Source organism: Arthrobacter sp. NamB2, assembly GCF_005281365.1.
Classification (GTDB): domain Bacteria; phylum Actinomycetota; class Actinomycetes; order Actinomycetales; family Micrococcaceae; genus Arthrobacter_D.
Genome location: NZ_SZWI01000003.1, coordinates 24,803 through 47,690 on the forward strand (window position 1 = coordinate 24,803; position 22,888 = coordinate 47,690).

Consider the following 22,888-nt stretch of genomic DNA (forward strand, 5'->3'; position numbering starts at 1 on the left):
CACCCCGCACCCCGCAATGAAAGCGAGCAACCGTGCGCGAGTCCATCAGTGAACTCCTGGTCCATCTCCCGTCGACCAGCAACACCACGGACCTCCTGCTGAGAACCCACGACGCCGATCCATGGCGACCGCTGTACGCGTTGCGGGAGGGCACTCTGTGGCGGGATGTCTCGGCCGCCGAGTTCCTGCAGCAGGTGACCGGGCTGGCCAAGGGCCTCATCGCGCACGGCGTGCAGCCTGGGGATGCCGTGGCTGTGATGTCGAAGACGCGCTACGAGTGGACACTTGCCGACGTCGCCATCTGGTTCGCCGGGGCGGTCACCGTCCCGATCTACGAAACCTCCTCCGCCCACCAGGTCGCCTGGATCCTCGAGGACGCCCGTCCCGCCGTCGTCTTCGTGGAGGACAGGCGCATGGCCGACGTCGTCCTCGATGCCGCCGGACGGGCCGGACGCCTGGACTCGACGACGGTCGTGCGCCTGACCACCGAGCCCTTCGACGGCGCGAGCCTCACCTCGATGACCGACGCCGGTGCCGCCGTCACCGACGGTGACCTGGAGACGGCGCGCTCTTCCCGCGGACTCGCCGACACCGCCTCCATCGTCTACACCTCGGGTACCACGGGCAGGCCCAAGGGCTGTGTCATCACGCACGGCAACTTCGCGCTCTTCGCCGTCAACACCCTGGAGTTCCTGCCCGAGTTCCTGAAGGAGGAGCATGCCCGGACCCTGATGTTCCTGCCCCTCGCCCATGTGCTGGCGCGGGCGGTGCAGGTGGTGTGCTTCACCGGCGGCATCACGCTGGCGCATTCGGGGTCGGCGGCGCAACTGCTGGAGGATCTGACGACCTTCCGCCCCACCTTTCTCCTCGCGGTTCCCCGCATTTTCGAGAAGATTCACGCGACGGCCGGGCAACGGGCAGCCGAGGCCGGCAAGGGACGACTCTTCGCGGCCGCGGAGCGCACCGCCGTCGCCTACTCGCGGGCTGTGGACGCACGTGGCCGGGGCGGGAGCGGGCCTTCGCCCGTCCTCCGGGTCTCGCACGCGGTCTTCGACCGTATCCTCTACCCGAAGCTGCGCAGTGTGTTCGGCGGCGACGTCAGGTACACCGTCTCGGGTGCCAGTCCGCTCAGCGAACACCTCGCGCACTTCTTCCGAGGTGCGGGCATCATGGTCCAGGAGGGCTACGGGCTGACTGAGAGCACAGCCCCCTGCACCGTGAACACCGTGCGGTTGACGCGCGTCGGATCGGTCGGCATCCCGATGCCGGGGACGAGCATCCGGCTCGACGCCGACGGCGAGGTCCAGGTCAGGGGTGTCGGTATCTTCGCGGGCTACCACCGCAACGACGAAGCGACAGCGGAAGCGTTCACCACGGACGGCTACTTCCGCACCGGCGACATCGGCTCTCTGGACGACGACGGATTCCTCACGATCACCGGCCGCAAGAAGGACCTGCTCGTGACGGCAGGCGGCAAGAACGTCGCACCCGGACCCCTCGAGGAGAAGCTCCGGGAGTGCCCGCTGGTTGCACAAGCTGTCGTGGTCGGCGAGGGCAGGCCCTTCATCGGGGCGCTGATCGCCCTGGACCGCGAGGCCGTCGCCGCCTGGGCCGCAGGGCACGGCAAGCCTGGGCTGACCACGCGGCAGGCCACCACGGATGCCGACATCCTGGCCGAGCTGCAGGCCGCTGTCGATGCCGCCAACACCACGGTGTCCCGGCCAGAGCAGATCCGGCGCTTCACGGTGCTGGACGCCGAGTTCACCGTCGAATCCGGGCACCTGACGCCGACCCTCAAACTCAAACGTGCCGCCGTCGTCGCCGACTACGCCGATGCTCTCGAGGAGCTGTACGGCGCGGCAGGGCGCTGACGCCCGGGTGTACGGCGGACGGTGGCACCGAACGGCACTGCGTTCCCGCCGGCGCCGCGCGCCCGGGCCCGCTTCTCCCACGGGCGGCGTGCCAAGTGTGCAGTGAAAGCGTTGTCTCAGTCCCGCAGCTCGAGGTGCTCCATCGCGAGATTCGAGCATCTCGCGGCCGGCGTCGCGGCGGCACCGCGGGTGAACAGGACGGTGGCCAGCAGTGAGGCCAGCGCCTGCGGCGAGGAGAGCACATCGTTGAACGCTTCAGCCGGGGTGGTTGCCGCAGTGCGGACTTCCAAACCATTCATCGTGGCGTCATCAACGCGCTGCACCAGGAACTGCCGGGCGATCTCCCGTGCTGCGTCGGAGTCGAGGATGTCCAGGTCGAACTCTGCCTTGATGCGGTAGGTAGCCATGATCCGATGATGGCATGTACCGGGTACACGATCCGGGCGGCTCGCGGCTGAGCACAGCCGAGATGAACCGGGCCCTGGACGGTGCCGGCACCAGCTCGCCGGCCGTCGAATCACAGACCGAGCCGGCGCTGGCGTCGACAGCGGACGACGTCGCGGAGCAGGTTGCCGCCGAGACGAAGGCTGCATAGTCAGCGGGTGGTCAGCATCGTGGATGGTGGCCATGGGTTGCACTTGTTCGCTCGTAGGGTGAGGGTGGGATTCCGTACCCGCGCGTCCCGCATTACCGCCCTCCGGGCTGGACCTGAGGCTTCTCAGGAACCTCCGGAACGAGGACCACGGGTGCGTCGAAGACCACCTGAACTCAGAGCCTGGCTCTGGGGCTCCTTCTTTGTCCTGTTCCTGCGTCCCGGGCTACCGGCTGGCAGGCGTCGCATACTGATCCGCGCTGCCCGCCGCAACCAGCTGGCGCTGTGTGTAGGACGTCGCCCAGGCCGTGCCGAAGAACCAGACGGCAGCCAGTGCGCTGAGGGGAGCTGCCACACCTCTGGAGGCGTCGTTCATCGGCACGAAGAGCAGGACGACAGTGGTGATGGCCAGCAGTACGCCGGCAGCCCTGCAGAACCTGGCGAACGGAGGGTTCGTGTGCAGGGCCCAGCCCAGACGGATCATGTCCCTGGCCGACTTCGGTGGTGTCTTCGAGTACCGCTTTCCGAGGGTGACCAGCCACATCAGGAGCGTCAGCACGGACCCGATGATGATGAAGACGATGCCGATCTCCAGGGTCTGCTGCAGGAGCAGCGACACCAGCAGGTGCGCGACGCCGCCAAGGGCCGTAAGCGTGGGAAACCAGATGGCGGAGAACAGCAGGGTCTTCCGCTGGGCGATCGCCACAGCCTGGGCGTAGCCGCTCTCAGTGTGCTCAGTGGTCATGCTGAGGTCCTCTCGGTTGTTCGTCAGGTGCAGGGAGGCCCGTGAGCCTGTGCCGGTATTTGACCGCGGCGGCGTCGGTGCCGTTCTTCAGCCGCTCATCGGAGTCCTTCATCCACTGTGGCTGCAGGGGGCGGGGCATCCAGAAGCAGCCGATGAGTGCCGCCGCCAGGCAGATGATCAGGAAGATCGAGATCATCCCGCTCAGTGGCTTTGGAAGAGCGGTGATCCAGTCGCTGAAGGGAACCAGCATCATCAGGATGCCGTTGGGCAGCATCGCCAGGCTCGGCTTGCCCGGCAGGAAGGAGTCCGCGACCAGCAGGTACATCCACTTCTGCCGGAGCATCGAGATGCTCGCCCATGTTAGGAAGATGCCCAGGGGAAGCACGGTGAAGACGAGGAGCGGGTTCACCTGCTGATCTCGACGACGATCGCTGCCTTGCGGGGCCAGATGGTGTAGCTGAGTGCCCAGATGAACTCCGCGACCACGGCGATTCCGAGGATGCGATACCAGCCGGTAAGCGCTTCAGTCCGGGAAGGATCATCGACCCACCAGGTGATGATCAGAAGAATGCCCGCGGCGATGGAAGCTGCGCCGAGGGTCCGCACGAAGTCACCCCAGCACCGCTGGGTGTACTCGCGTCCGGTCGTCCTCAAGGGAGCGGGCCCGCCGGCGAACCAGTGGGCGAACCGGGTGTCAGCCCAAGCAATCATCCGGTGTCCGTGGGTGACGGAAAACCCGATATACAACGCTGCGAGCCCGTGGTGCCAGGACGCCGTGGCGCCGGCTACCAGGTGCACAGTGACGGCTACCAGGAGCACCACGTCGATCAACGGGGCGATCAGGAGCAGAGCTGCACCAAGCCGCTTGTTCCCCCTGATGTACCGCATGGCCAATCCGGCAAGAATGGCGACGCAGAAGCCGATCTCACACGCGATGATCAGAGCCAGAATCATTGTTCCCCCATAGTGATGTGAATGTGGCGGCGAGGAGCAGGTTTAGTCGCCGATCTCGAGGGCGCCTGTCGGACGGTGCGGTCGGCTGGGTGTCCTGCCAACCATCAGCATGAGGCCCTCGTGCATCGGGACAACCGGTGGGTGATCTTGGAGGAACACCTCCGGCTCCCGGCTGAATGCCTGACGGTACAGCTCCAGCAGGGTTGCCGACCATTCGGGGGTGCCCATCATGTCCTCCGCCCACCGCGTGAACACCGTCCACCATCACCATTGTGCGTGGTGCGAGGTGCCTCAGCCATTATCAGACGGTGTCGTTGGAGAACGTGTCGTTCGCTCCCGCGTCGAGAACCGCAGGGCCATGGACTTCCCCAAGCCGAGGCGAAATAACGTCTGGATCCGCTATCCGCCAAAGGAACCGCGGATGCAGGCCCACGCCATGGCGTACACCAGGACCGCCGTACTGGTGGAACTGGTCGACGATCTGAATGGCGAAACGGCACAGGAGATTGTCCGCTCCACAGTGGACGGCGTTGGATATGAGATCAGCCTGATAACGGAGAAAGCTGGAGTACTGCGCTCCTTCATCACCGAATATGCAAGCAAAGGTCGGAAGGCCGGGAACCGGGAACCGGGAACCGGGAACCGGGAACCGGGAACCGGGAACCGGGAACCGGGAACCGGGAACCGGGAACCGGAAGAATGGTATTCGTCCTCAGGGGTGCTCGGGCGGTGCCTTTGGGACCGAGGTAGGGCAGAGTGGTCTGCATCTGACAGGGCAACCACGGGGCACGCAGGTACGAGATGAGTGATGACACGATGATCGCGCTGCCGGTTGACCAGCTACGACTGGTGGTCGACCGGGTCCTTGAGCACACCAGCCCTTTTGCCGGCGACGCACAGCTTTTCGCCGATGAGATCCTTCGCCTACGTGATGCCGGCCAGCTGTCCAGGGGGACCGCGCGATACCTGGCGTGGTTCATCTACCAGCGCCAACAGGGATGGCGAAGAGGAACGTGCGGCGCCGCCCTTCGTCGTGGTGGATCTCCTCGACGACTTGAAAGCCGCGCTTCAGCAGCCCGGCACCGGAACGTGGTTGTCATTGGTCATGACACTGTCGGCCTCGGGCACGTTGGACATCGACGACAACTACGACGAGAAACCTGACTTCGGTTTCGAGGTCAGCGCCCACGACTACTCCCTTGAGCTGCAGAGATTCCCGCGCGCTGATGAAGCGGTGCCAGCCTGGTGGCAGGAACGCATCGCGCAGGGTGGCCCGTCGTGACCAACACCAAGCCTGTCACGATGTTCGGCGCCCTGCTGTGCTCCAGCCTGCTGAGGGTGCTGACAGGGTGCGCTGCTTCGGACACAACCGACGCCGCCCGGCGACGTTCAGTGATGCCCGGGGCGGAGCACGTCGAGGCGCCGGGCACCAGGCTTCCGAGTCTCGCCAGGACCCCCACTAAACCCTTCTCCACGGGTGCATGCACGTGCCGGGGAGCCGACACGGAACTGGCGGCCACCATGATGTCTCAGGCCATGCAAGGGATTACGTGAACAGGGCTGTACGACGCCAACCGCTACGGCAGCAATTCGGAGCCCCGAGTGCACCACGGTCAGGACGCGTCGAGCGCCTTCCGGTACCGGGACTGCGCGGATTCCTGTGCCAGCATCGAGCGTTCGCGTCGCCCCCTGGTGGGCCAGGTGAGGACGAGGGTGAGAAGGGTTGCCGCGAGCACGAGCACGGCGACCGTGACGGCTGAGTCCGTCCAGAACTGTTCGGGGAACAGACGGATCAACGTGTCGTCGACGCGGAAGGTCCAGGTCCCGTCGGCGAAGAACAGGGCGTGCACCTGCGTGAAGAAGGTCTCCCAGGCCAGTACCGCGAGGACCGTCAGGACGGCGATGCCCGCGAGCGTCAGGACGGCTCCCGCGAAAAGGGCCCTCCTCACGCCACCCTTGTACCGCCGGGCGAGGTAGACACACGCGAGGACCGCCAGCACGAAGAGCACCAGCGCGATGGCGAAGGACAGGCCGAGGACACCTTTGACGTCCGCCATGTGGCCCACTTCCGAGGCGAGGAACAGCGGTTCCCCCTCCGGCGTCACCAGACCGCCCAGGTATCTGGGCGGCGCGAAGTTCATGACGTAGTCGAGGGCGTACGAACCGTACGTCATGCGGTCATCGAGGGAGAAGCCGAACCGGTCGGCGGGAAAACCGGGCCGGTGGTATTCGAGCCACAGGAACGACGACGTCGCGACGGCCCGCACGGCGGCCGCGACGACGATGATGGGGAAGAAGAGCGCGACGACCACCTGCAGGAACCGGGCCAGACCCGGTTTCGCCATGACCGCCTGATCGCGCGCTGCGGCCCGTCGCGCGGCTTCGTGGCCTCCCCCGCCCGGTGGTGCGGCGTCGGCGCGTTCCACCCCTTCACCGACGGACCGAACGCCGCCGTCGGAGTCACCGGTCGTACCGTCGGCGACGGAAGGAACGGCGACCGACGAACCGGTCGTACCGTCGGTGCCGGACGGAACAGCGGAAGGAACGGCGACCGACGAACCGGTCGTACCGTCGGTGCCGGACGGAACAGCGGAAGGAACGGCGACCGACGAACCGGTCGTACCGTCGGTGCCGGACGGAACAGCGGAAGGAGCGGCGACCGACGAACCGGTCGTTCCGTCAGGGCCGCCGGAGTGCTCCGCTCCGGTCGTGCTCGTCGCATCAGGAGCGGAACCGCCCGGAGCCATCGGGATCGTCCTGGTCGCGGGCGGCGTGCTGCCGGTGGTGGCTGCGTCCCTTGAGGAGCCGCCGTCCGGGTCCTCGTCCCGCAGGCCGGACAGGTCCGGCAGGGTGCTCGCCCGCCGTCGCGGGAGATTGTGGCGCTGTGCCACTCCGTACGCTGCATCACCAGGCGCTGCGTCATCTGGCGCTGCGCTACCGGGCGCTGCGTCACCCGATGGGGTGCCGGTCCTGCCGATCGCAGGATCGTCGTCGTTCAGGCGTCGAGCACCGGACGCGCCGGATCGCGGACTATCGATCTCTGCCACTGCACTGTCTCCTCGTTGACTGCCGCCGGCGGTGACTCCGGCGACTCCGACACTACCGGGCTCGAGCCTGCCTGGCGGGGAGGCTCCCCGCCCGAAGCACCGCGCCCGCAGCGCTCAGGAAGTGATGACGGTATCGCCCCGATCGACGATGCCCAGGTCTCCACTGTGCCCCGTAGCGAAAGCCCGCCGACCGAGTATCAGCGTGTAGGCCCAGTACGCCGCGAAGACCAGGAACCCGATCGACAGTCGCAGCCACGGCGGCAGCGCGCTCGGGGTCACGAACCCCTCGACGAGCCCGGAGACGAGCAGGACCAGCACGAGCCCGAGTGCGACCGTGATCAGGGCCCGACCCTCCTCGGCCAGAGCGACCGCTCGCAACCTGCGCCCTGGCGCCGCCCACGCCCAGAAGATCCGCAGGCCCGCCGCCGTCGCGATGAAGATCGCCGTGAGCTCCATGAAGCCGTGGGGCAGGATGTAGAGGAAGAAGACATCGAGCCGGTCGTAGGAGGCCATCATCCCGGCGGTGATGCCGATGCCCTGCGCGTTCTGGTACAGGATGAAGGCCGGCCAGATGCCGGAGACGCCGAAGGCGACAGCCTGCAGGGCTATCCAGGCGTTGTTCGTCCAGACCAGGCCCGCGAAGGAGGCCGCAGGGTTCTCCGAGTAGTAGTTGGTGAAGTCCTCCTCCACATAGCGCCGGAGGTCCTCGTCCGTCCCGAGCGCCTGGATGACCCCGGGGGTCCCGGCGACCCAGAGGGCGTAGAGCGCCGTCACCGCGAGGAAGAGCACTCCTACCGAGACCGTGAGCCACCGGACGCGGTAGAAGGCGGCGGGCAGGGAGTTCACGAAGAACTGCGCGATGTCCTCCGTGACGTTCGATCTCGCACCGGTGAACCGCGTCCTCGCCCGCGAGAGGCGCGTGGACAGTGCACCGGACAGGGCGCTCTCCGGATCCACCGAGCGGATGATGGACAAGTGCGTCGACACGCGCTGGTACAGCACGAGCAGTTCGTCCGCCTCCGCGCCGTTCAGCCGGCGCCTGCGCACGAGGTCGTCGAGGCGTTGCCAATCGCTGCGATGCACCGCGATGAATGCGTCCACGTCCATGGGCCAACCCTATAGTCCGACTCCCGCACCGTGCGGCAGGGTCCGCTCACCCGGCTGCGGGCACCGCTCAAATGCCTCCCCTGGACACCCGGCGATAGGCTGGGCGGGAGGTCCGGCCGCGAGAACCGCTGCCCACACCGGAAGCGCTCGTCAGCACCTGCCGAAGGGGAACACATGAGTTCGGTCGTCACCGGCGAAGCGGTCGTGCTCGAACTGAGGCCGGCCGGATTCGCGGCGCGCGGATTGAGTGTCATCATCGACATCACCGCTCAGATCATCCTGGCGATCCTGCTCGTGCTGCTGATCGGGAGGGTCTTCGGCGGAGTCCTCGACCCGGCACTGACCAACGCCCTCCTGCTGTCCGTCGTCGTCCTGCTGCTCCTCGTCGTCCCGGTGACCGTGGAGACCGTGACGCGCGGCAAATCCCTCGGACGGCTCGTGATGGGACTGCGGATAGTGCGCGACGACGGAGGGGCCATCCGCTTCCGCCATGCGTTCATCCGCGGAATGGTCGCCATCCTGGAGATCTACATGCTCGGCGGGTCGCTCGCGTTCCTCGTCTCCCTGTTCAACGAGCGGTCCAAGCGCCTCGGCGACCTGCTGGCGGGAACCTATTCTATGCGGGAGCGCGTGGTCGCCGCCCCGCGCACACTGGCCGTGATGCCGCCACGGCTGCAGCAGTGGTCCGAGACCGCCGACATCGGGCGCCTCCCGGATGCACTCGCCCGCAGGATGTCCCAGTTCCTCGCCGAGGCACCGAGGCTCACCCAGCAGGCGCGCCACAGGCTCGCCCTCGACCTCGCGGCCGAGGCCAGCCACCACGTCTCACCACCTCCGCCGGGCACTACCCATCCGGAGGAGTTCCTGCATGCCGTCATCGCGTCACGCCGGGAGCGCGACTACACCGCCATGATGCGCCAGCGCGAACGCTCGGAGAAGACAGCGAAGAGGCTCCACACACTGCCTTTCAGCTAGCGTGCGGAGCCTCGCGAACGATCGGGTGAGCGGACCTACGGCTGGTTGACCCACTCGTTCCAGGGCACGTTCCAGTCGCCGAAGCCGTCCCAGACGTACATCGGCCCGTAGTCGGTGTTGAGGATCTGGACCACATCGCCGGGCCCGAACGTGTTGTAGAAGTACTCCGCGCCTTCCGGGGACATACCGATGCAGCCATGGGAGACGTTGATGTTGCCGAGGGCCACCTGCGCCGCCGGCAGTGCCTCGTGGACGAAGGCACCGCCGTTGCTCAGCCGGCTGGCATGGTTGACGACGGTCGGCGGGTAGTAGGCAGGGTCACCGGGCTTGAGCCCGATCGACTCGGCTGTGAACCTCGTGGTCTCGTAGCGCTCCATGACCACCATGTACCCCTCGGTGGATGGCCACTCGTCGGTGCCGAGCGTGACCGGGAAGGTCCGGTCCAGCTTGCCGTCGAGATAGACGTTCATGGTCTTCGTGGTGTTGTCGACCACCGCAAGGCGGGTGTTGTGCGTCTTCACCGTCATGGTCTTGTCGAAGTTGCCGATCATGCCGTTGCCGAAGTCGACGCCGAACAGGTTCAGGTCGACCGTGATGGTGCTGTTCGGAGCCCAGAAGGTCTCCGGACGGTAGCGCACCTTGGTGTCCGACAGCCAGTAGAAAGCGCCGGGCTGCCCACTCGTGCTGGTCACCGTGATGGCCTTCTCCACGGCATCGCGCTTGGTGACCGGCTCACTGAAGGTGAACTCGAACGGCTGTCCGGTACCCACGGTGCTGCCGTCCAGGGGGAACATCGCGGCATCCGCTTCGTTGGCCGGTTCCACGGTGGTAAACCTCGACGTCTCGCGTCGCTCGTTCCCGCCCGAATCGAGCACCGTGTAGGAGAACTCGTACTCGGTGTCGAACGCCAGCCGCTCCGTCGCCGTCCAGCTCGCGCCGTCGGCGGATACGGTTCCGGCGATCGGGGTGCCACCTGCGCGCGGCGCCAGCTCGACGGCGTCGAGCGTGGCGCCCTCCACGGTCACGGCAGCTACGGTGACCGGGTTGACGCCGAAGGCTCCGTTGGTCGGTGTGAGCCCGACGGTGTACGGCTCGGCCCGCGCCGAGGAGGCCGACGGGCTGGGTGCTGCCGATCCTGGTGAACCGGAGGCCTCCGCGGAGGTGGAGGACGAGGGCAAGGACGAGGACGATGGCGACGCGTCGTTCCAGGGCGATGCCGTGGCGATACCGACGCCACCGCCGACCACGACGACCGCCGCGGCACCGATGGCTGCGATCTTCCAGCCCTTCCGGTTCGCCGCGGCCTTGCTCGACTCCTGCTTCATGCGCATGCTTCTGTGCCCCTCGACGTAGCTGCCCTGAGCGATTTTACGCGACCGGGTGGGGCACACCGGGTAGGCGGCATGCGGGTGTCTTTCCGATGCGGCCGCAGCCGGCGCCCGGGTGGCTCCGTCTGCGGCCGATCTGAGACAGCGGAGGAAATCAGTAGCGGTACTGCTCGGGCTTGTACGGTCCGGCGACGTCGATGTCGAGGTACTCCGCCTGGCCCTTGGTGAGCTCCGTGAGTTCGACGCCCAGTGCGTCCAGGTGCAGGCGCGCGACCTTCTCGTCGAGGATCTTCGGCAGGACGTAGACCTCGTTCTCGTACTCGCGGTTCCCCTCGGCGTCGTCCTGCTCGAACTTCGTGTAGAGCTCGATCTGGGCGATCGTCTGGTTCGCGAAGGAGTTGCTCATTACGAAGGAAGGGTGCCCGGTGGCATTCCCGAGATTCAGCAGGCGTCCCTCGGACAGCATGATGATCGAGTGCTGCTTCACGCCCTCGGTCTCGTCGGCGGGGATGACCCACTCGTGCACCTGCGGCTTGATCTCGATCTTCTCCACGCCGGGGATCCGGGCGAGACCTGCGATGTCGATCTCGTTGTCGAAGTGGCCGATGTTGCCGACGATGGCCTGGTGCTTCATACCCGCCATGTGGCGCGCCATGATGACGTCCTTGTTGCCCGTGGTCGTGATGAAGATGTCGCCCAGTGCGAGCACCGTTTCGAGCTTCGCGACCTGATACCCGTCCATCGCGGCCTGGAGTGCGCAGATGGGATCGATCTCCGTGACGATCACGCGCGCGCCCTGGCCACGCAGGGCCTCGGCGGCACCCTTGCCGACGTCGCCGTAGCCGCACACCACGGCCACCTTGCCGCCGATGAGCACGTCCGTGGCGCGGTTCAGTCCGTCGGGCAGGGAATGGCGGATGCCGTACTTGTTGTCGAACTTCGACTTCGTGACGGAGTCGTTGACGTTGATCGCCGGGAACAGGAGCTTGCCCTGGGCCGCGAGCTGGTACAGGCGATGCACGCCCGTCGTCGTCTCCTCGGTGACGCCCTTGATCCCTGCGGCGATGGTGGTCCACTTCTGCGGCTCGGACTCAATGGTCGAGCGGAGCGTGTCGAGGAAGACGGTGTACTCGTGCGAGTAGTCCGCATCACCCTCCTGTGGGTTGGCCGGGACTGCTCCGAGAGCCTCGAACTCGACGCCCTTGTGGACGAGCATCGTGGCGTCACCGCCGTCATCGAGGATCATGTTGGGACCGAGGTCCTCCGCCTGGCCTGGCCAGGTCAGGATCTGGGTCGCGGTCCACCAGTAGTCCTCGAGGCTCTCGTTCTTCCAGGCGAAGACGGGGACACCCGCGGGCTCCTCGACGGTGCCCGCTCCCACGACGACGGCCGCGGCGGCCTCGTCCTGCGTGGAGAAGATGTTGCAGGATGCCCAGCGGACCTCTGCCCCGAGGGCGATGAGCGTCTCGATGAGGACTGCTGTCTGCACGGTCATGTGCAGCGACCCGGCGATGCGGGCGCCCGCCAGGGGCTGCGCCTCGGCGTACTCGCGGCGCAGGGCCATGAGACCCGGCATCTCGTGCTCCGCGAGGCGGATCTGGTGGCGCCCCGCCTCCGCGAGAGAAAGGTCGGCAACTTTGTAGTCGAACGTCATGGTCTGCTGTTCCTTGCTTCGGGTTCGGGGAGTACGGGGGCGATGCGCGGAGAAGCGCGTCGGCCTAGGAGGCGCGGGCGGCACCATCGAGGAGTTCGGGGCGCAGCAGCACAGGGATGCCCTCATCGAGCCCGTACGTCAGCGGCTCCCCATCGGGGCCCGGAGATGATGACCGGAGCACGTCGCCGTCCTGAACGAGTTTCGACCCTGTGACGGGGCATCTGAGGACGTCGAGCAGCTGTGCTGGGATATTCGCCATGGAGAAGCTTTCGCTCGGGAGGGGTGGCTTTTGTACCTCCAAGTCTAACGCGGAAGCTCCACCCGTCCTTCATCCGGCGACGCCGATGAGCGCCCCGTCAGGGCTCGCGCAGGATCCTGAGATGGCCCCGACGGGGACCGTTGACGGCGGCAGGCGGCTCGATGGGTGACCTGCTCCCGCGCTGTCCCGTCGTCAGCTGCTCCGGCGAGGGCTCGGCCGCCGCTTCGCGCACCGCATTCGCCAGGGCAAGCAGGTCGTCCGAGTTGTGCTCGGGCGCAGCCTCCGGGAGCGTCAGCCGTACTACTTCCCATCCGCGCGGAACCGTCAGCCTCTCCGCGTGGACGGCGCAGAGATCGTACGTGTGGGGCTCGGCGTACATGGCGAGCGGGCCGAGCACTGCAGTCGAGTCGGCGTAGACATACGTGAGGGTAGCCACCGCCGGCCGCTGGCAGGCTGATCTGGAGCATTGACGGAGTGATCCCACGATGGGAAAGCCTACCGGGCATTGCAGCAGGCGGAGGTCAGGACGCGCACCGGGTGCCACAACCCTGGATGCCTCGGTTGTGGGGAGTGCGGGCGAGGTGTTCAAGGCTTAGAGTCTTTACATGCAGGATGCTTCCACTTTTTCGGTCAACCTGACCGATCCGACGTCCACTGGCGGGCGTCCGGCGCGGTCGTTCTACGAACGCCGGCGGAACCGTCGGGGGCGCGGCATGCGGGGTGAACTGCTTCCGCAGCACCTGCCCGGCTCACGCTCCAGGTCGGAACAATTCGACGACTGGGTGATGGAATCGGCCCAGCGGCTCGAGCGCCTGTGGGGCGAACGCATCCAGGACCTGCAGATCGTGGTGCAGGAGATACCGGACGGCCTCGAGGACATGACGCCCGAGACACTCCGCGGCCTCCTCGGGTCCTGCTCCCCTGCCGCGCCCGGCCGGCCGGCCGTCATCACGATCTACCGTCATCCCGTGCTCATGGCTGCCAAGGCGCTCATGCCGGTCAACGAACTGGTCCACGACGTCGTGGTCGAGCAGGCTGCCGAACTGATGGGACTCGCGCCCGAGGTGGTCGACCCGGCCTACGGTCGCTCCCAGGCCTGAGGTACGACGGCGTCGGCTCGGTTGTCCCAGGAGCGGGCAGCCACCGAACCGCACAGGAGCTAGTAGCCGAGTTCCACGGGAATGCTCTGTGGCCCCGTCGCTCCGGCCGGAACGCTGACGACCGAGACTCCGGCCCTCGCTCCCGGCAGTGTCGCGATCTGCGCACCGTAGACCGGATCGCCGGTCGCGTCGATGATGACACCAGCCGGCGTCGGGCCGAAGGACGACGACGGCACCGTCACGGAGGTGCCGCCGGCGATGCCGATCACCACCGGTTTCCCGAGTGCCCCGTCAGCGGCCACGGGGGTCAGCGTGACTTCTCCCCGCCCGCTCGGCGCGCCCAGTACGAGGGACACATCGGCGCCCTCGGCAAGCGCTAGCGCATGGTCGCTGCCGAGCCGGACTGCTGCAGGAGCACCGGCGAAGTCGACAGGCTCGCCGTCGTCGACGCCGCGAGTCACCTGCGCTGATGCCACCACGGAGACATCCGAAGTGACGGCGATCGTGTAGTTCCCCCCAGGCAGGGACTCGAGCGGCACCGCCGTGACCGACCCGGCCGCGGCCGTCACGACTCCCCCGCCCGGCCGTGCCACTTCCCCGTCGGGGCCGTAGACCTTGATGTCGAGCACGGCATCGCTCGAGCCCGGGACGAGTACCTGGAGCTGGGGGGCTGCGGAACCGTACCCCTCCTGCTCGCGAATGCGGCGGGCCGTAGCCTCGTCCTGTACGACGACGCCGGGCACCACCTGGGTGACCCCGGCCGGGCCGCTCGGCGCCAGCAGTTCGACGCCGCCGGGCGTGAGGCCGCGCAGGACGCTCTGCTGGATGAATCCCGCGATCCGTCCTCCATCGCTGCGGACCCGCACGGCGACCTGGTCCTGGTTGCCGGACACCCCGGCGAGGACGATCTGGCGTGTCTCCCCCGGTGCCACGAGCTGGCCCCTGGTACCGGCAGCCTCGATCGGCCCATCCTGGCCATAGAGCTCCAGTGCCACGGTGGCGGGCGTCTCGGTCGGGTTGGTCAGGATCAGGATCGAGGACTGGCCGACCGTCGTGGAAGCTCCCATGAGCCAGAAATCGCTCGAGGGCACCTGGCAGCCCGTCGCTGCAAGGCCCCGCAGGTCGCCGTCCGTGGCGGTGTACGTGGACGTGGCGGCTGCCACGGGAGTCAGTCCGCCCTGCGGCTGCGCGCGGAAGACGGACGGAGCGTCGACGGACATCCCTCGTGCCACACCCGCGGTGCGACCTGTCAGGCCGTCCTCGTTACTGCTGGCGGGCTGCTCTGCAGCTGGGTTCGGCTCGGGCGAGAACTCCTCGATCATCCTGATCGGCTCGCCGCCATCCGCCTGCAGCAGCCCACTGCCGGTGAGCGTCGCGCTGAGGTCACTGAGCACCAGTAGGGCGACGGTGGTCTTCGCGGTGGCGGAGGCAGGGCTGTACTCCGGATCCGATCCCTCCACTGCAGCCTGAAGCAGGCGGGGCGGCGCAGGACAGACCGCAGTGTAATCACCGGCGGGAACGGCGGCCGTCGGCACCGCGAGGCCTGTCCCGGGGGTGCGGATGAGTGTCTCGGTCACGGTCCCTGACGCGATCGCGGCCGTGGCCGCCAGCAGCATGACCCCGGTCGCCACACCGACCGCTGTCCCTGCGCGGGTTCGGCGGCGCGTACCGGCACCGCTTCCGGCCGCCCGGTCGCGCGCGACCGCGCGAGCGGCAACGGCGGCATCGACCCGCTCGGGTTCCGCGGCAGAATCCGTTCTCGCCCCATTGTCGGCGACACCTGCCGTCCTGCTCTCGGTCACCGGGGGCTCGACGGCGGCACCGGCCGGCGTGGCGTCGATATCGGCATCAGCCCGCTCCGATTCTGCGGCAGGATCCGCTGTCGCCTCGCTGTCGGCGACACCTGCAGTCCGGCTCTCCGTCACCCGGGGGTCGACGGCGGCACCGGCCGGCGTGGCGTCGATATCGGCATCAGCCCGCTCCGGTTCCGCGGCGGTGCCACTCACCGACGCTCCGCCTACCGGGGCTCCATCGGCCGGGGTCGTCGCTGCCGAGGACTCCTCCTGCAGGCGCTGGGCACTGTCCCCTGCCGATTGAGCGTCCGCGTTCTCAGCCGTGACACCTTCCATGGTGGTGTCGCGCTTGCGTCCCCAGATCACATCGAGCTTCTTCCGCTGGTTGCCGGCTGGTGATCGTCCTCGTGGGTCTCCACGTCCTCGCCACCAGCAGTGTGGCGGTCGGTCGGAGAGGGCGGTCGATGGCGTGCAGCAGGCTGCGATCGGCGGCTCCCCTTGGGTCGGGCGACTCCCGGCCTCGAGGGGATCGGAATTGCCAAAAGCACGGTCAGCGCCAGGACGAGCGCCTGGACCGCCTCAACCCAGGGCTGGTAGGGGCTCACGTAGGAGACGTCCACAGTTCCGCCCTCGGGCGGGAGGACGAATGCCTGCTGCCATCCGACGGACACCGGATCGAGCTGTCGTCCGTCGAGGCTGGCCTGCCAGCCGGGATCAACCTCCTCGGCGAGCACCAGTGTCCTGCCGTCGGCACCCGGCTCGATCGCACCGTGGGCACCGATCGCGGCGGACGGGACGACCGAGGTCGTGCGCCCGTCGGCGTCGACCACGCGGACGCGTGCGGTGCGATCACCCTCGTCCTCGGTGCCGTCGTCGAGCGTGGCAGGAACGACGCGCCACAGGCGCCCGGCGTCGGTATCGCCGACGGCGGTGAGGCCCGGAACGGAATCGATGCGCCCGCTGAGGAAGTCTCCCGCAGTGTCGGACTGCTGGAGGACGACGAACCCGACGCCGAGGTCGCGGAGGCTCGGGCGGGGGTCGGCACCGGTCGAGCCGACGATCACGGCGACAGCCGTGCGGAGTACGCGCGCGGACTCGCTGTCCTCACGTACTGTCACATCCTCCGCGCCCTGCAGGCTGCGTGCGGCGAACAGCGGGTTGAGCGCGTCGAGGGTCGTGCCCGATCCGCGCATGAGCGACGCGGCCACGTTGTCGTCCTCGTCCACCGTGATCACGAGGGTGCGGGTCCGCTCGGGACCGGCGCCCCGATCCGCGGCGGTTGCAGGCAGAGGACGTTCAGCGACGGGCTCGAGGACGACGCGCGTGCCGAAATCAGAGCTGTCGGCCGGCACCCGGGCCTCCTGTTCCGGGGCTCCCGGGATGGTGACGGGCTGCGTGACAGCAGCCGGAGGGCCGGAGCCCTCGGGCGCGAGCCACAGGCCCAGGCTGAGGACGGGACCGACGGCGAGGGCGATGCCCCCGGCAACCCGCAGCGACCGACGGCTGCCGCGAGGCTCGTCGAGCGGATCGGCCCCGCCCCGCTGGAAGGCCCGCCCCGAGAGCGCAGCCGCCAGCAGGCACAGCGATACGGCGGAGACGAGCGGACCGGGGAACACCCCGATGAGGGATGTCCTTCCCGCAGCGACGGGGAAGGCGGCCGCGAGAGCCGCCAGGGCCAGGGCCAGAACCGCCAGGACCCAGAACGAGCGCACCGCCGTGCCGCGCCCGCCCCGCCCGAACAGCGCGAGGGCAGCGAGGACCACGACGGGTGCACCGATGACGATGGCCGCGACGAGGGACCACGGCCCGGCGAGGAAGTCCAGTGCTGCGAGGGGCAGCAACGGCTCGAACGACACCGGGAAACCCAGGAGCTGCTGCCACGGCTCCGCCGCGTCGAAACCCACCGGCACCCCTGGGTCGCCGAGGAGCCCGCGGGGCTCCCGCACCGCTGACAGCGCGTACGGCAGGTGCAGCGCGACGACCGGCAGGAGAGTCCACCACAGGGTCCGGGTACGCCGGCGTCCGACGATCAGTGCCAGGACCAGCATGGCGAGCACGAAGGGAAGGAGGGACGGCGCCGAGGCCGTGACGATCGCGAGCACCAGGCCCGCGGCGGCGGCGGCGGTCCAGCTGCGGGTGCCCCCGACGCCGGGCTTGGCGATCTGCTCGGGCAACGGACGGTCGACGATCGCGCCGCCGACGGCCCGGACGACGCCGAGCAGCGCCAGCGGCAGCAGGATGTGGGCGATCAGTGCGCCGAGGCGCCCGCTTCCGAGCGCGACCTGCAAGGCGGGCGCGGCGCCCCAGAACAGGGCGGCCCACAGGCGCAGGCCGCGCGACCTCGTCAGCGCTCCGGCAGCGAACCATGCGGAGAGGCCGGCCAGCGGCAGTGCGCAGACGACGGCGACGACGACCGCCGTGTTCGCCGAACCCAGGCCGAGGAGGGAGAGCAGCCACAGCACGTAGGCGAACGGCGAGCCGTGAGCGGCGAAGCCCGTGCCGAGTATGGTCCACCACGACGTCGCGCTGTCCCAGATAGCACCCGGCGTCTCCGCGACGGGAAGCAGCGCACCGCCCGCCAGCGCCGACGCGCCGACCAGTCGGTGCAGCCCGACGAGCGAAACGGCCAGGAGCACGACGACGGCAGCGACTGCGCCCGCACCCACCCACAGCCGGGCAGGAGTCGCGAGTGCGGCGAAATCGTCGTTGCTGTCACCGGAAGGGATGTATTCCTCGGTGCCCACCGGACCGTGGGCTCCGCTCGCGCCGCGGGAGGTGAAGGCGTCGATGACGGACCGGCGATGCGACCAGACGTCGCGGCGCGGGGTCATCAGCGGTCGCACGATGGAGCGCGGCCGCTGCCTGGTCCGCCGTGCCGAGCGGCGTGACCGCCACAGGCTGACAGGGCGGAAGGCGCCTCCGATACTGCCCAGGAGCTGGCCCGTGCCGTGCGCGGGGTCCTTGGCCAGGAGTCCGAGCAGCAGCCGCGCTACGCCCCCGAGCACCGCTCCGACCGCGAGGAAGGGCACATTCCATGCGGCCGTGTGCTTGAGCCGCAGATAGACTTCGGCGGCCCGCGCGGAGTGCGGTGTGGAAAGAGGGTGCTGCCTGGAGGTGGCGTGCCGGACGACGGCGCCGGGGACGACGACGACGCGGTGGCCGGCGAGGCGGTTCCGCCAGCAGAAGTCGAGGTCGTCGCCCACACCGTGCAGCGCCGGGTCGAAGCCGTCCAGCGCATCCCACACGTCCCGACGCACCAGCATGCCCGCCGAATTCACTGCGAAGACGTCGCTCCGGGCATCGTACTGGCCCTGGTCGTGCTCATCGACGTCGATGAGGGTCAGCCGCTCGGCCCACCTGCTGATGGAGAGCCCCACATCGAGGAGTTCGCGGCGATCGTCCCAGGCGACCTGCTTGGTGCCGGCCACGGTCACCGAGGGAGCACGCTCGACGGCCAGGAGAAGCTCTGCGAGCGCATCGGGCTCCGGGGCTGAGTCATCGTGGAGGAGCCACAGCCACTCATGGGCCCTCCCCTCGTGCGAGTCCTTCCGGGCGGGAATCTCTGCAACGGCGGTGCGGACCGCAGTGCCGAAACCTGCACGGGGCGGAGCTCCTACGACAGGGCTCCCCGTGGGCAGGTGGAGCTGGAGGATGGAAGCCGACTGGTCCGTGGAGCCGGTGTCCACACCGACGCAGAAGTCTGCCGGGCGGGTCTGGCGTTCGAGGGCCTCGAGTGTCTCGGGAAGGTACTCAGCGCCGTTGTGGGCAACGACGACGGCGGTGACGCGACGGTGGAACTGAATCAGACTGCTCGCTTTCGCAATCTGCGCCGTTCGCGCTCGGAGAGCCCACCCCAGATGCCGAAGCGCTCATCGTTCTCCAGCGCGTACTCGAGGCACTCGGACTTCACCATGCACGAGCCGCACACCTTCTTGGCGTCGCGGGTGGAGCCACCCTTCTCGGGGAAGAACGCCTCGGGGTCGGTCTGCGCGCAGAGGGCGTCGGCCTGCCAGGACAGTTCGCCGTCGTCGTCCCCGTTGCCGGGCGCCATGGGCAGCCCGATCCAGACCGGCTGCGCTGCGGGTGAGCCCTGGGGCCGTGCATCTTCCTGCACGTCCGGCAGGAGCTGGTCGATCTCGGGGTCGAAGGTCGGCAGCACGAGGAGACTGCTCGGGCCCTCCTCGACATTCGGAAGCCCGGCGAGCGCCTCGTGGGCGGCGAGGAAAGCGGTCGCTTGGTCGTCGAGCGTCGAACGGCTGCCCTCGCGGTACCGTTCGGCTGCCATCGGGTCTGCAGGGTCGATGAACCAGTCCGCAGGCACGCCCCTCGAACCGTAGCGAGCCGAAGCCTGCGCTGCGATGTCTGGTCGTTCCTGTATGCGTTCTGCCTGCCCCATGGTCAGCCCTCCCGGTGTTGCCGTTCCAACATCAGCATGGGTCGACCCTCGCGCCCCGCTGCTGGAACAAATCCGATGCCTAATTACACGGGTGTAAGTCGGAATCCGTCAAGCCGCGGAGGGAATCTTATAGAGTCGGAGCCGCACCCCCCCGGCCGCCACGCCGAGGCGCGTACCTGTTCTCGTCGGCGCGTCGGCGGGAGCCACCATCGATCCGGAAGATGAGCACCATGTCACAGACACCAGCAGCGATCCTGGCCCGGATGCGGTCTGTCAGCCCATCCTCGCCCCGCCTCATCTGGCACGGGCGGGAGGGCCGGATCGAGCTGTCGGGGCGTGTCTTCGACAACTGGGTGGCCAAGAGCTCGAACCTCCTGGTCGACGAGCTCGACGCGGCGAACGGGACCGTCGTCGAGCTCGACCTGCCGGTGCACTGGAAATCCCTCGCGCTCGCTTTCGCATGCTGGCAGGTGGGCTGCGTGGTCGTCCTGCCGGACGACGCCGGCCAGGACACAGACGCCGGCCCGGGCACAGCGGCCTCGCCGGACGACAGGGAGAAGATCGGGGACGTCATCATGACCTCGCGGGCCATACCGGCCGTCGATCCCCCGCGCCTCCTCGTCTGCGTGGCGCTCGGCTCGCTCGCCCTGCGGTGGGACGGCCCCCTGCCCAGTGGCGCCGTGGATTACGCAGCGGAGATCCGTTCGCACGGCGACGTGTACTTCGGGGAGGAGGACGACGCAACCGCACCGCTCGTGCATGCCGGTCCAGCGATGCTGAACGCCGGGGACATGGCCTCGCTCGTGGACACGCCGCCACCCGGCGGTGGATCGGACAGCGCCTCACCGGACAGCGCCTCCCAGAACCCCACCCTGCTCCTGGAACCGGGCACGGATCTTCTGCACGCCCTTGCAGCGGCACTCGCCGTATGGCAGCAGGACGGGGCGATCGTCCTCGTCGAGGACGGCGTACCCGTCACCGACCGATTGCTTTCCGGGGAACGCGTTACGGCCCGGTCGGGGACTGCTTGACGGGTTCGCCCTCGGGCGACTGCCTGCTCCGGCCCGCTTCGCCGGACGTGCCGGCGTGCGGGTGGAGAAGCTCCTGGTCGTGGCTGAACTCGGGTTCGGCGTCGAGTTCGACGTTGAACACCCAGAACCGGTAGGCCACGAAGCGCACCAGTGTGGCGAGCACCGTCCCGAAGATACCGACGACGAAGATGGTGCTCGGTTCTTCCACCGAGAAACCATACTTGGCGACAGCGACGCAGCCCGCGGCGATGCCCATGCCGATGACGTTGATGAAGACGAACATGACGAGTTCACGCGCCGCGTTGGGCTGGCGGCGGTGCCGGAAGGTCCAGTAGCGGTTGGCGACCCAGGCGAAGATGGTGGCGACGCCAGCAGAGACGAACCGTGCCTTGACCTCACTGCCGCTCATGGGCCCGTGAATCAGGTACCAGTACAGGCCGTTGTCTATGACGAAGGCCACTCCGCCAACGGCTCCGAACTTCGCGACCTCGCGCCAAAAGAGGGATGCGAGGCCCCTGATCCGGTCCATGAGTCCTGCCACTGCCTACCTCCGCGGTTCGGTACGAACGCCGTGCCCGCCGGGCGTGATCCCCGGCGGTTGCAGGACGAACCGCGACAGGGGCCAGCAGAGCGAGCCACCCCGGCTGACCTTTGCATGGCGTGTTTCGGACTATTTTACGGTCTCCGGTGCCGCCGCGCGTCGGAATCCCGCAGCGTGGGGCTGGCAGTTGCCCGGCAGAACGAGGGGAACCAGCCGATTCCACCCGGGGTCGGGGCTCTCTCGGACGGTCGGTGGCAGAGCCGGGGGCACACGGTAGGTACCCTGTGATGGTGACTTTTCCCGTGATAGGCGTGGTGGGCGGCGGCCAACTCGCGCGCATGATGGCCGGTCCCGCCGTCGAACTGGGCCTCGAACTCCATGTCCTGGCCGAGGGGCCCGGTGTTTCGGCGGTAGCCGCGGTGGCCCACGCGGAGGTCGGCGACTACCGGGATCCGCAGACACTGCGAGCCTTCGCGGCAGGTGTCGATGTGGTGACTTTCGACCACGAGCACGTCCCGGGTGAGCTGCTCGAGGAGCTGGCCGGTAAAGGCGTCGCCATCCACCCATCCCCTGCGGCGCTTCGGCACGCACAGGACAAACTGGTGATGCGGCGCGCCGTCGAGGAACTCGGCCTGCCCAATCCGCGCTGGAGCGCCGTCAGCACGGCGGCAGAGGTCGAGGCCTTCGCTGCCGCGACGGGCTGGCCCGTGGTCCTCAAGACCCCCCGCGGCGGCTACGACGGCAAGGGCGTGCTCGTGCTGCGGGACGCGTCCGGATTGGCCGCGGCGGACGATTGGTTCACCGGCGGTGACCTCCTGGTCGAGCAGTTCGTCCCGTTCAGCCGGGAGCTCTCCGTGCTGGTGGCCAGGCGTCCGTCGGGTGAGGCCGTCACCTGGCCGGTCGTGGAATCCATCCAGGTCGACAGCGTGTGCGACGAGGTGATCGCGCCGGCTCCGGAGTTGCCCGTCGAGGTCGCCGACGCCGTGACCGCCGCAGCACTGCTCCTCGCGGAACGCCTCGACGTCACCGGCGTCATGGCCGTCGAGCTGTTCGAGACACCCGGCTCGGGGGCGGGCTATCTGGTCAATGAGCTCGCGATGCGCCCGCACAATTCGGGCCACTGGACGATGGACGGCGCGGTGACGGGCCAGTTCGAGCAACACCTTCGCGCCGTTCTCGACCTCCCGCTGGGCGCCACCGACGCCGTCGGAACGCATACCGTCATGAAGAACGTGCTCGGTGGAGCGAACACCGACATCTACGCGGCCTACCAATCAGCGATGTCCTCGGGGCCATCGGCTAAAGTGCACTTCTATGGCAAGGACGTGCGTCCCGGGCGCAAGATCGGCCATGTGAACGCGCTGGCGGGCCCGGGAGAACCCCTCGCCGCCGTCCGCGCACGTGCCACCAGGGTTGCTGCAATACTGCGTGACGGTACCGACGTGCCCTCCGCAGACCAGGAATGACCGAAGGGAACGCAGTGACGAACGCGCAG

At 68.3% G+C, this 22,888-nt stretch carries 22 protein-coding genes; 8 read left to right on the forward strand and 14 right to left on the reverse strand.

Going from position 1 to position 22,888, the window contains the following annotated elements; genetic code table 11:
• The first annotated feature begins 32 nt into the window (after positions 1 to 32).
• The gene (locus tag FDK12_RS06620; protein ID WP_137368849.1) at positions 33 to 1,871 is read left to right on the forward strand and encodes an AMP-dependent synthetase/ligase; all 1,839 of its coding nucleotides are present in this window, start codon (positions 33 to 35) and stop codon (positions 1,869 to 1,871) included.
• 116 nt (positions 1,872 to 1,987) lie between these two features.
• On the opposite strand, the gene FDK12_RS06625 is transcribed toward FDK12_RS06620, so the two are convergent.
• Positions 1,988 to 2,278 (reverse strand): hypothetical protein, encoded by a 291-nt coding sequence (locus FDK12_RS06625; RefSeq protein ID WP_137368850.1) that lies wholly within the window; start codon positions 2,276 to 2,278, stop codon positions 1,988 to 1,990.
• Positions 2,279 to 2,292: 14 nt separating this feature from the next.
• Here FDK12_RS06625 and FDK12_RS15035 point away from each other — a divergent pair, with 14 nt between their 5' ends.
• Entirely contained in the window at positions 2,293 to 2,466 is a 174-nt protein-coding gene (locus FDK12_RS15035) for a hypothetical protein (RefSeq protein WP_189636282.1), read from the forward strand.
• Positions 2,467 to 2,689: 223 nt separating this feature from the next.
• Here FDK12_RS15035 and FDK12_RS06630 read toward each other — a convergent pair whose 3' ends face one another.
• Genes FDK12_RS06630 through FDK12_RS06640 form a run of 3 tightly spaced genes read right to left on the reverse strand, consistent with a single transcriptional unit; the run spans position 2,690 to position 4,162 of the window.
• Positions 2,690 to 3,208: a hypothetical protein gene (locus FDK12_RS06630; RefSeq protein WP_137368851.1), complete on the reverse strand. Its 519-nt coding sequence runs from the start codon at positions 3,206 to 3,208 to the stop codon at positions 2,690 to 2,692.
• Positions 3,198 to 3,617: a hypothetical protein gene (locus tag FDK12_RS06635; RefSeq protein WP_137368852.1), complete on the reverse strand. Its 420-nt coding sequence runs from the start codon at positions 3,615 to 3,617 to the stop codon at positions 3,198 to 3,200. Before FDK12_RS06635 ends, FDK12_RS06630 begins: the two co-directional genes overlap by 11 nt.
• Positions 3,614 to 4,162 (reverse strand): hypothetical protein, encoded by a 549-nt coding sequence (locus tag FDK12_RS06640; protein WP_137368853.1) that lies wholly within the window; start codon positions 4,160 to 4,162, stop codon positions 3,614 to 3,616. The genes FDK12_RS06635 and FDK12_RS06640 overlap by 4 nt, the downstream gene beginning before the upstream one ends.
• 436 nt (positions 4,163 to 4,598) lie before the next feature.
• On the opposite strand from FDK12_RS06640, the gene FDK12_RS15440 reads away from it, so the two are divergent.
• A complete protein-coding gene (locus tag FDK12_RS15440) occupies positions 4,599 to 4,967 on the forward strand; it encodes a histone-like nucleoid-structuring protein Lsr2 (RefSeq protein ID WP_137369196.1) in 369 nt (122 codons plus the stop codon).
• 105 nt (positions 4,968 to 5,072) lie between these two features.
• Positions 5,073 to 5,444 carry a hypothetical protein gene (locus FDK12_RS06650; RefSeq protein ID WP_137368854.1) on the forward strand — a complete coding sequence of 124 codons (372 nt, stop codon included), beginning with the start codon at positions 5,073 to 5,075 and terminating at the stop codon, positions 5,442 to 5,444.
• Positions 5,445 to 5,775: 331 nt separating this feature from the next.
• Here FDK12_RS06650 and FDK12_RS06655 read toward each other — a convergent pair whose 3' ends face one another.
• Together FDK12_RS06655 and FDK12_RS06660 are read right to left on the reverse strand one after the other, a co-directional pair.
• A complete protein-coding gene (locus FDK12_RS06655) occupies positions 5,776 to 7,209 on the reverse strand; it encodes a DUF1461 domain-containing protein (protein ID WP_223263145.1) in 1,434 nt (477 codons plus the stop codon).
• 114 nt (positions 7,210 to 7,323) lie between these two features.
• Positions 7,324 to 8,316 (reverse strand): stage II sporulation protein M, encoded by a 993-nt coding sequence (locus tag FDK12_RS06660; RefSeq protein WP_137368855.1) that lies wholly within the window; start codon positions 8,314 to 8,316, stop codon positions 7,324 to 7,326.
• Positions 8,317 to 8,490: 174 nt separating this feature from the next.
• Between FDK12_RS06660 and FDK12_RS06665 the strand changes: the two genes are divergently transcribed.
• Positions 8,491 to 9,291, forward strand: coding sequence for an RDD family protein (locus FDK12_RS06665; RefSeq protein ID WP_137368856.1), 801 nt, complete (start codon positions 8,491 to 8,493; stop codon positions 9,289 to 9,291).
• A gap of 35 nt (positions 9,292 to 9,326) precedes the next feature.
• Here FDK12_RS06665 and FDK12_RS06670 read toward each other — a convergent pair whose 3' ends face one another.
• From FDK12_RS06670 to FDK12_RS06685, 4 genes are all read right to left on the reverse strand, one after another.
• A complete protein-coding gene (locus FDK12_RS06670) occupies positions 9,327 to 10,616 on the reverse strand; it encodes an Ig-like domain-containing protein (RefSeq protein ID WP_189636283.1) in 1,290 nt (429 codons plus the stop codon).
• A gap of 157 nt (positions 10,617 to 10,773) precedes the next feature.
• On the reverse strand, positions 10,774 to 12,273 hold the full coding sequence (gene ahcY, locus FDK12_RS06675; RefSeq protein WP_223263146.1) for an adenosylhomocysteinase: 1,500 nt from the start codon (positions 12,271 to 12,273) through the stop codon (positions 10,774 to 10,776).
• Between the two features lie 64 nt (positions 12,274 to 12,337).
• On the reverse strand, positions 12,338 to 12,532 hold the full coding sequence (locus tag FDK12_RS06680; RefSeq protein WP_104117862.1) for a hypothetical protein: 195 nt from the start codon (positions 12,530 to 12,532) through the stop codon (positions 12,338 to 12,340).
• Between the two features lie 97 nt (positions 12,533 to 12,629).
• On the reverse strand, positions 12,630 to 13,016 hold the full coding sequence (locus FDK12_RS06685; protein WP_137368859.1) for a DUF3499 domain-containing protein: 387 nt from the start codon (positions 13,014 to 13,016) through the stop codon (positions 12,630 to 12,632).
• A 121-nt stretch (positions 13,017 to 13,137) separates the two neighbouring features.
• On the opposite strand from FDK12_RS06685, the gene FDK12_RS06690 reads away from it, so the two are divergent.
• Positions 13,138 to 13,632, forward strand: a complete 495-nt coding sequence (locus FDK12_RS06690) for a metallopeptidase family protein (RefSeq protein ID WP_104117870.1) — start codon at positions 13,138 to 13,140, stop codon at positions 13,630 to 13,632.
• 59 nt (positions 13,633 to 13,691) lie between these two features.
• Here FDK12_RS06690 and FDK12_RS06695 read toward each other — a convergent pair whose 3' ends face one another.
• The 3 genes from FDK12_RS06695 to FDK12_RS15345 are packed head-to-tail and all read right to left on the reverse strand — an operon-like array spanning position 13,692 to position 19,821.
• Entirely contained in the window at positions 13,692 to 15,791 is a 2,100-nt protein-coding gene (locus FDK12_RS06695) for a DUF5719 family protein (protein ID WP_137368860.1), read from the reverse strand.
• Positions 15,788 to 19,249: a glycosyltransferase gene (locus FDK12_RS06700; protein ID WP_411266156.1), complete on the reverse strand. Its 3,462-nt coding sequence runs from the start codon at positions 19,247 to 19,249 to the stop codon at positions 15,788 to 15,790. The genes FDK12_RS06695 and FDK12_RS06700 overlap by 4 nt, the downstream gene beginning before the upstream one ends.
• The gene (locus tag FDK12_RS15345) at positions 19,228 to 19,821 is read right to left on the reverse strand and encodes a WhiB family transcriptional regulator (protein WP_137368862.1); all 594 of its coding nucleotides are present in this window, start codon (positions 19,819 to 19,821) and stop codon (positions 19,228 to 19,230) included. The genes FDK12_RS06700 and FDK12_RS15345 overlap by 22 nt, the downstream gene beginning before the upstream one ends.
• 230 nt (positions 19,822 to 20,051) lie before the next feature.
• On the opposite strand from FDK12_RS15345, the gene FDK12_RS06710 reads away from it, so the two are divergent.
• Positions 20,052 to 20,852: a TIGR03089 family protein gene (locus FDK12_RS06710; protein ID WP_137368863.1), complete on the forward strand. Its 801-nt coding sequence runs from the start codon at positions 20,052 to 20,054 to the stop codon at positions 20,850 to 20,852.
• Here FDK12_RS06710 and FDK12_RS06715 read toward each other — a convergent pair.
• On the reverse strand, positions 20,827 to 21,381 hold the full coding sequence (locus FDK12_RS06715; protein WP_137369198.1) for a GtrA family protein: 555 nt from the start codon (positions 21,379 to 21,381) through the stop codon (positions 20,827 to 20,829). The genes FDK12_RS06710 and FDK12_RS06715 overlap by 26 nt on opposite strands.
• Before the next feature lie 302 nt (positions 21,382 to 21,683).
• Here FDK12_RS06715 and FDK12_RS06720 point away from each other — a divergent pair, with 302 nt between their 5' ends.
• Entirely contained in the window at positions 21,684 to 22,859 is a 1,176-nt protein-coding gene (locus FDK12_RS06720; protein ID WP_189636284.1) for a 5-(carboxyamino)imidazole ribonucleotide synthase, read from the forward strand.
• Positions 22,860 to 22,888: the final 29 nt, after the last annotated feature.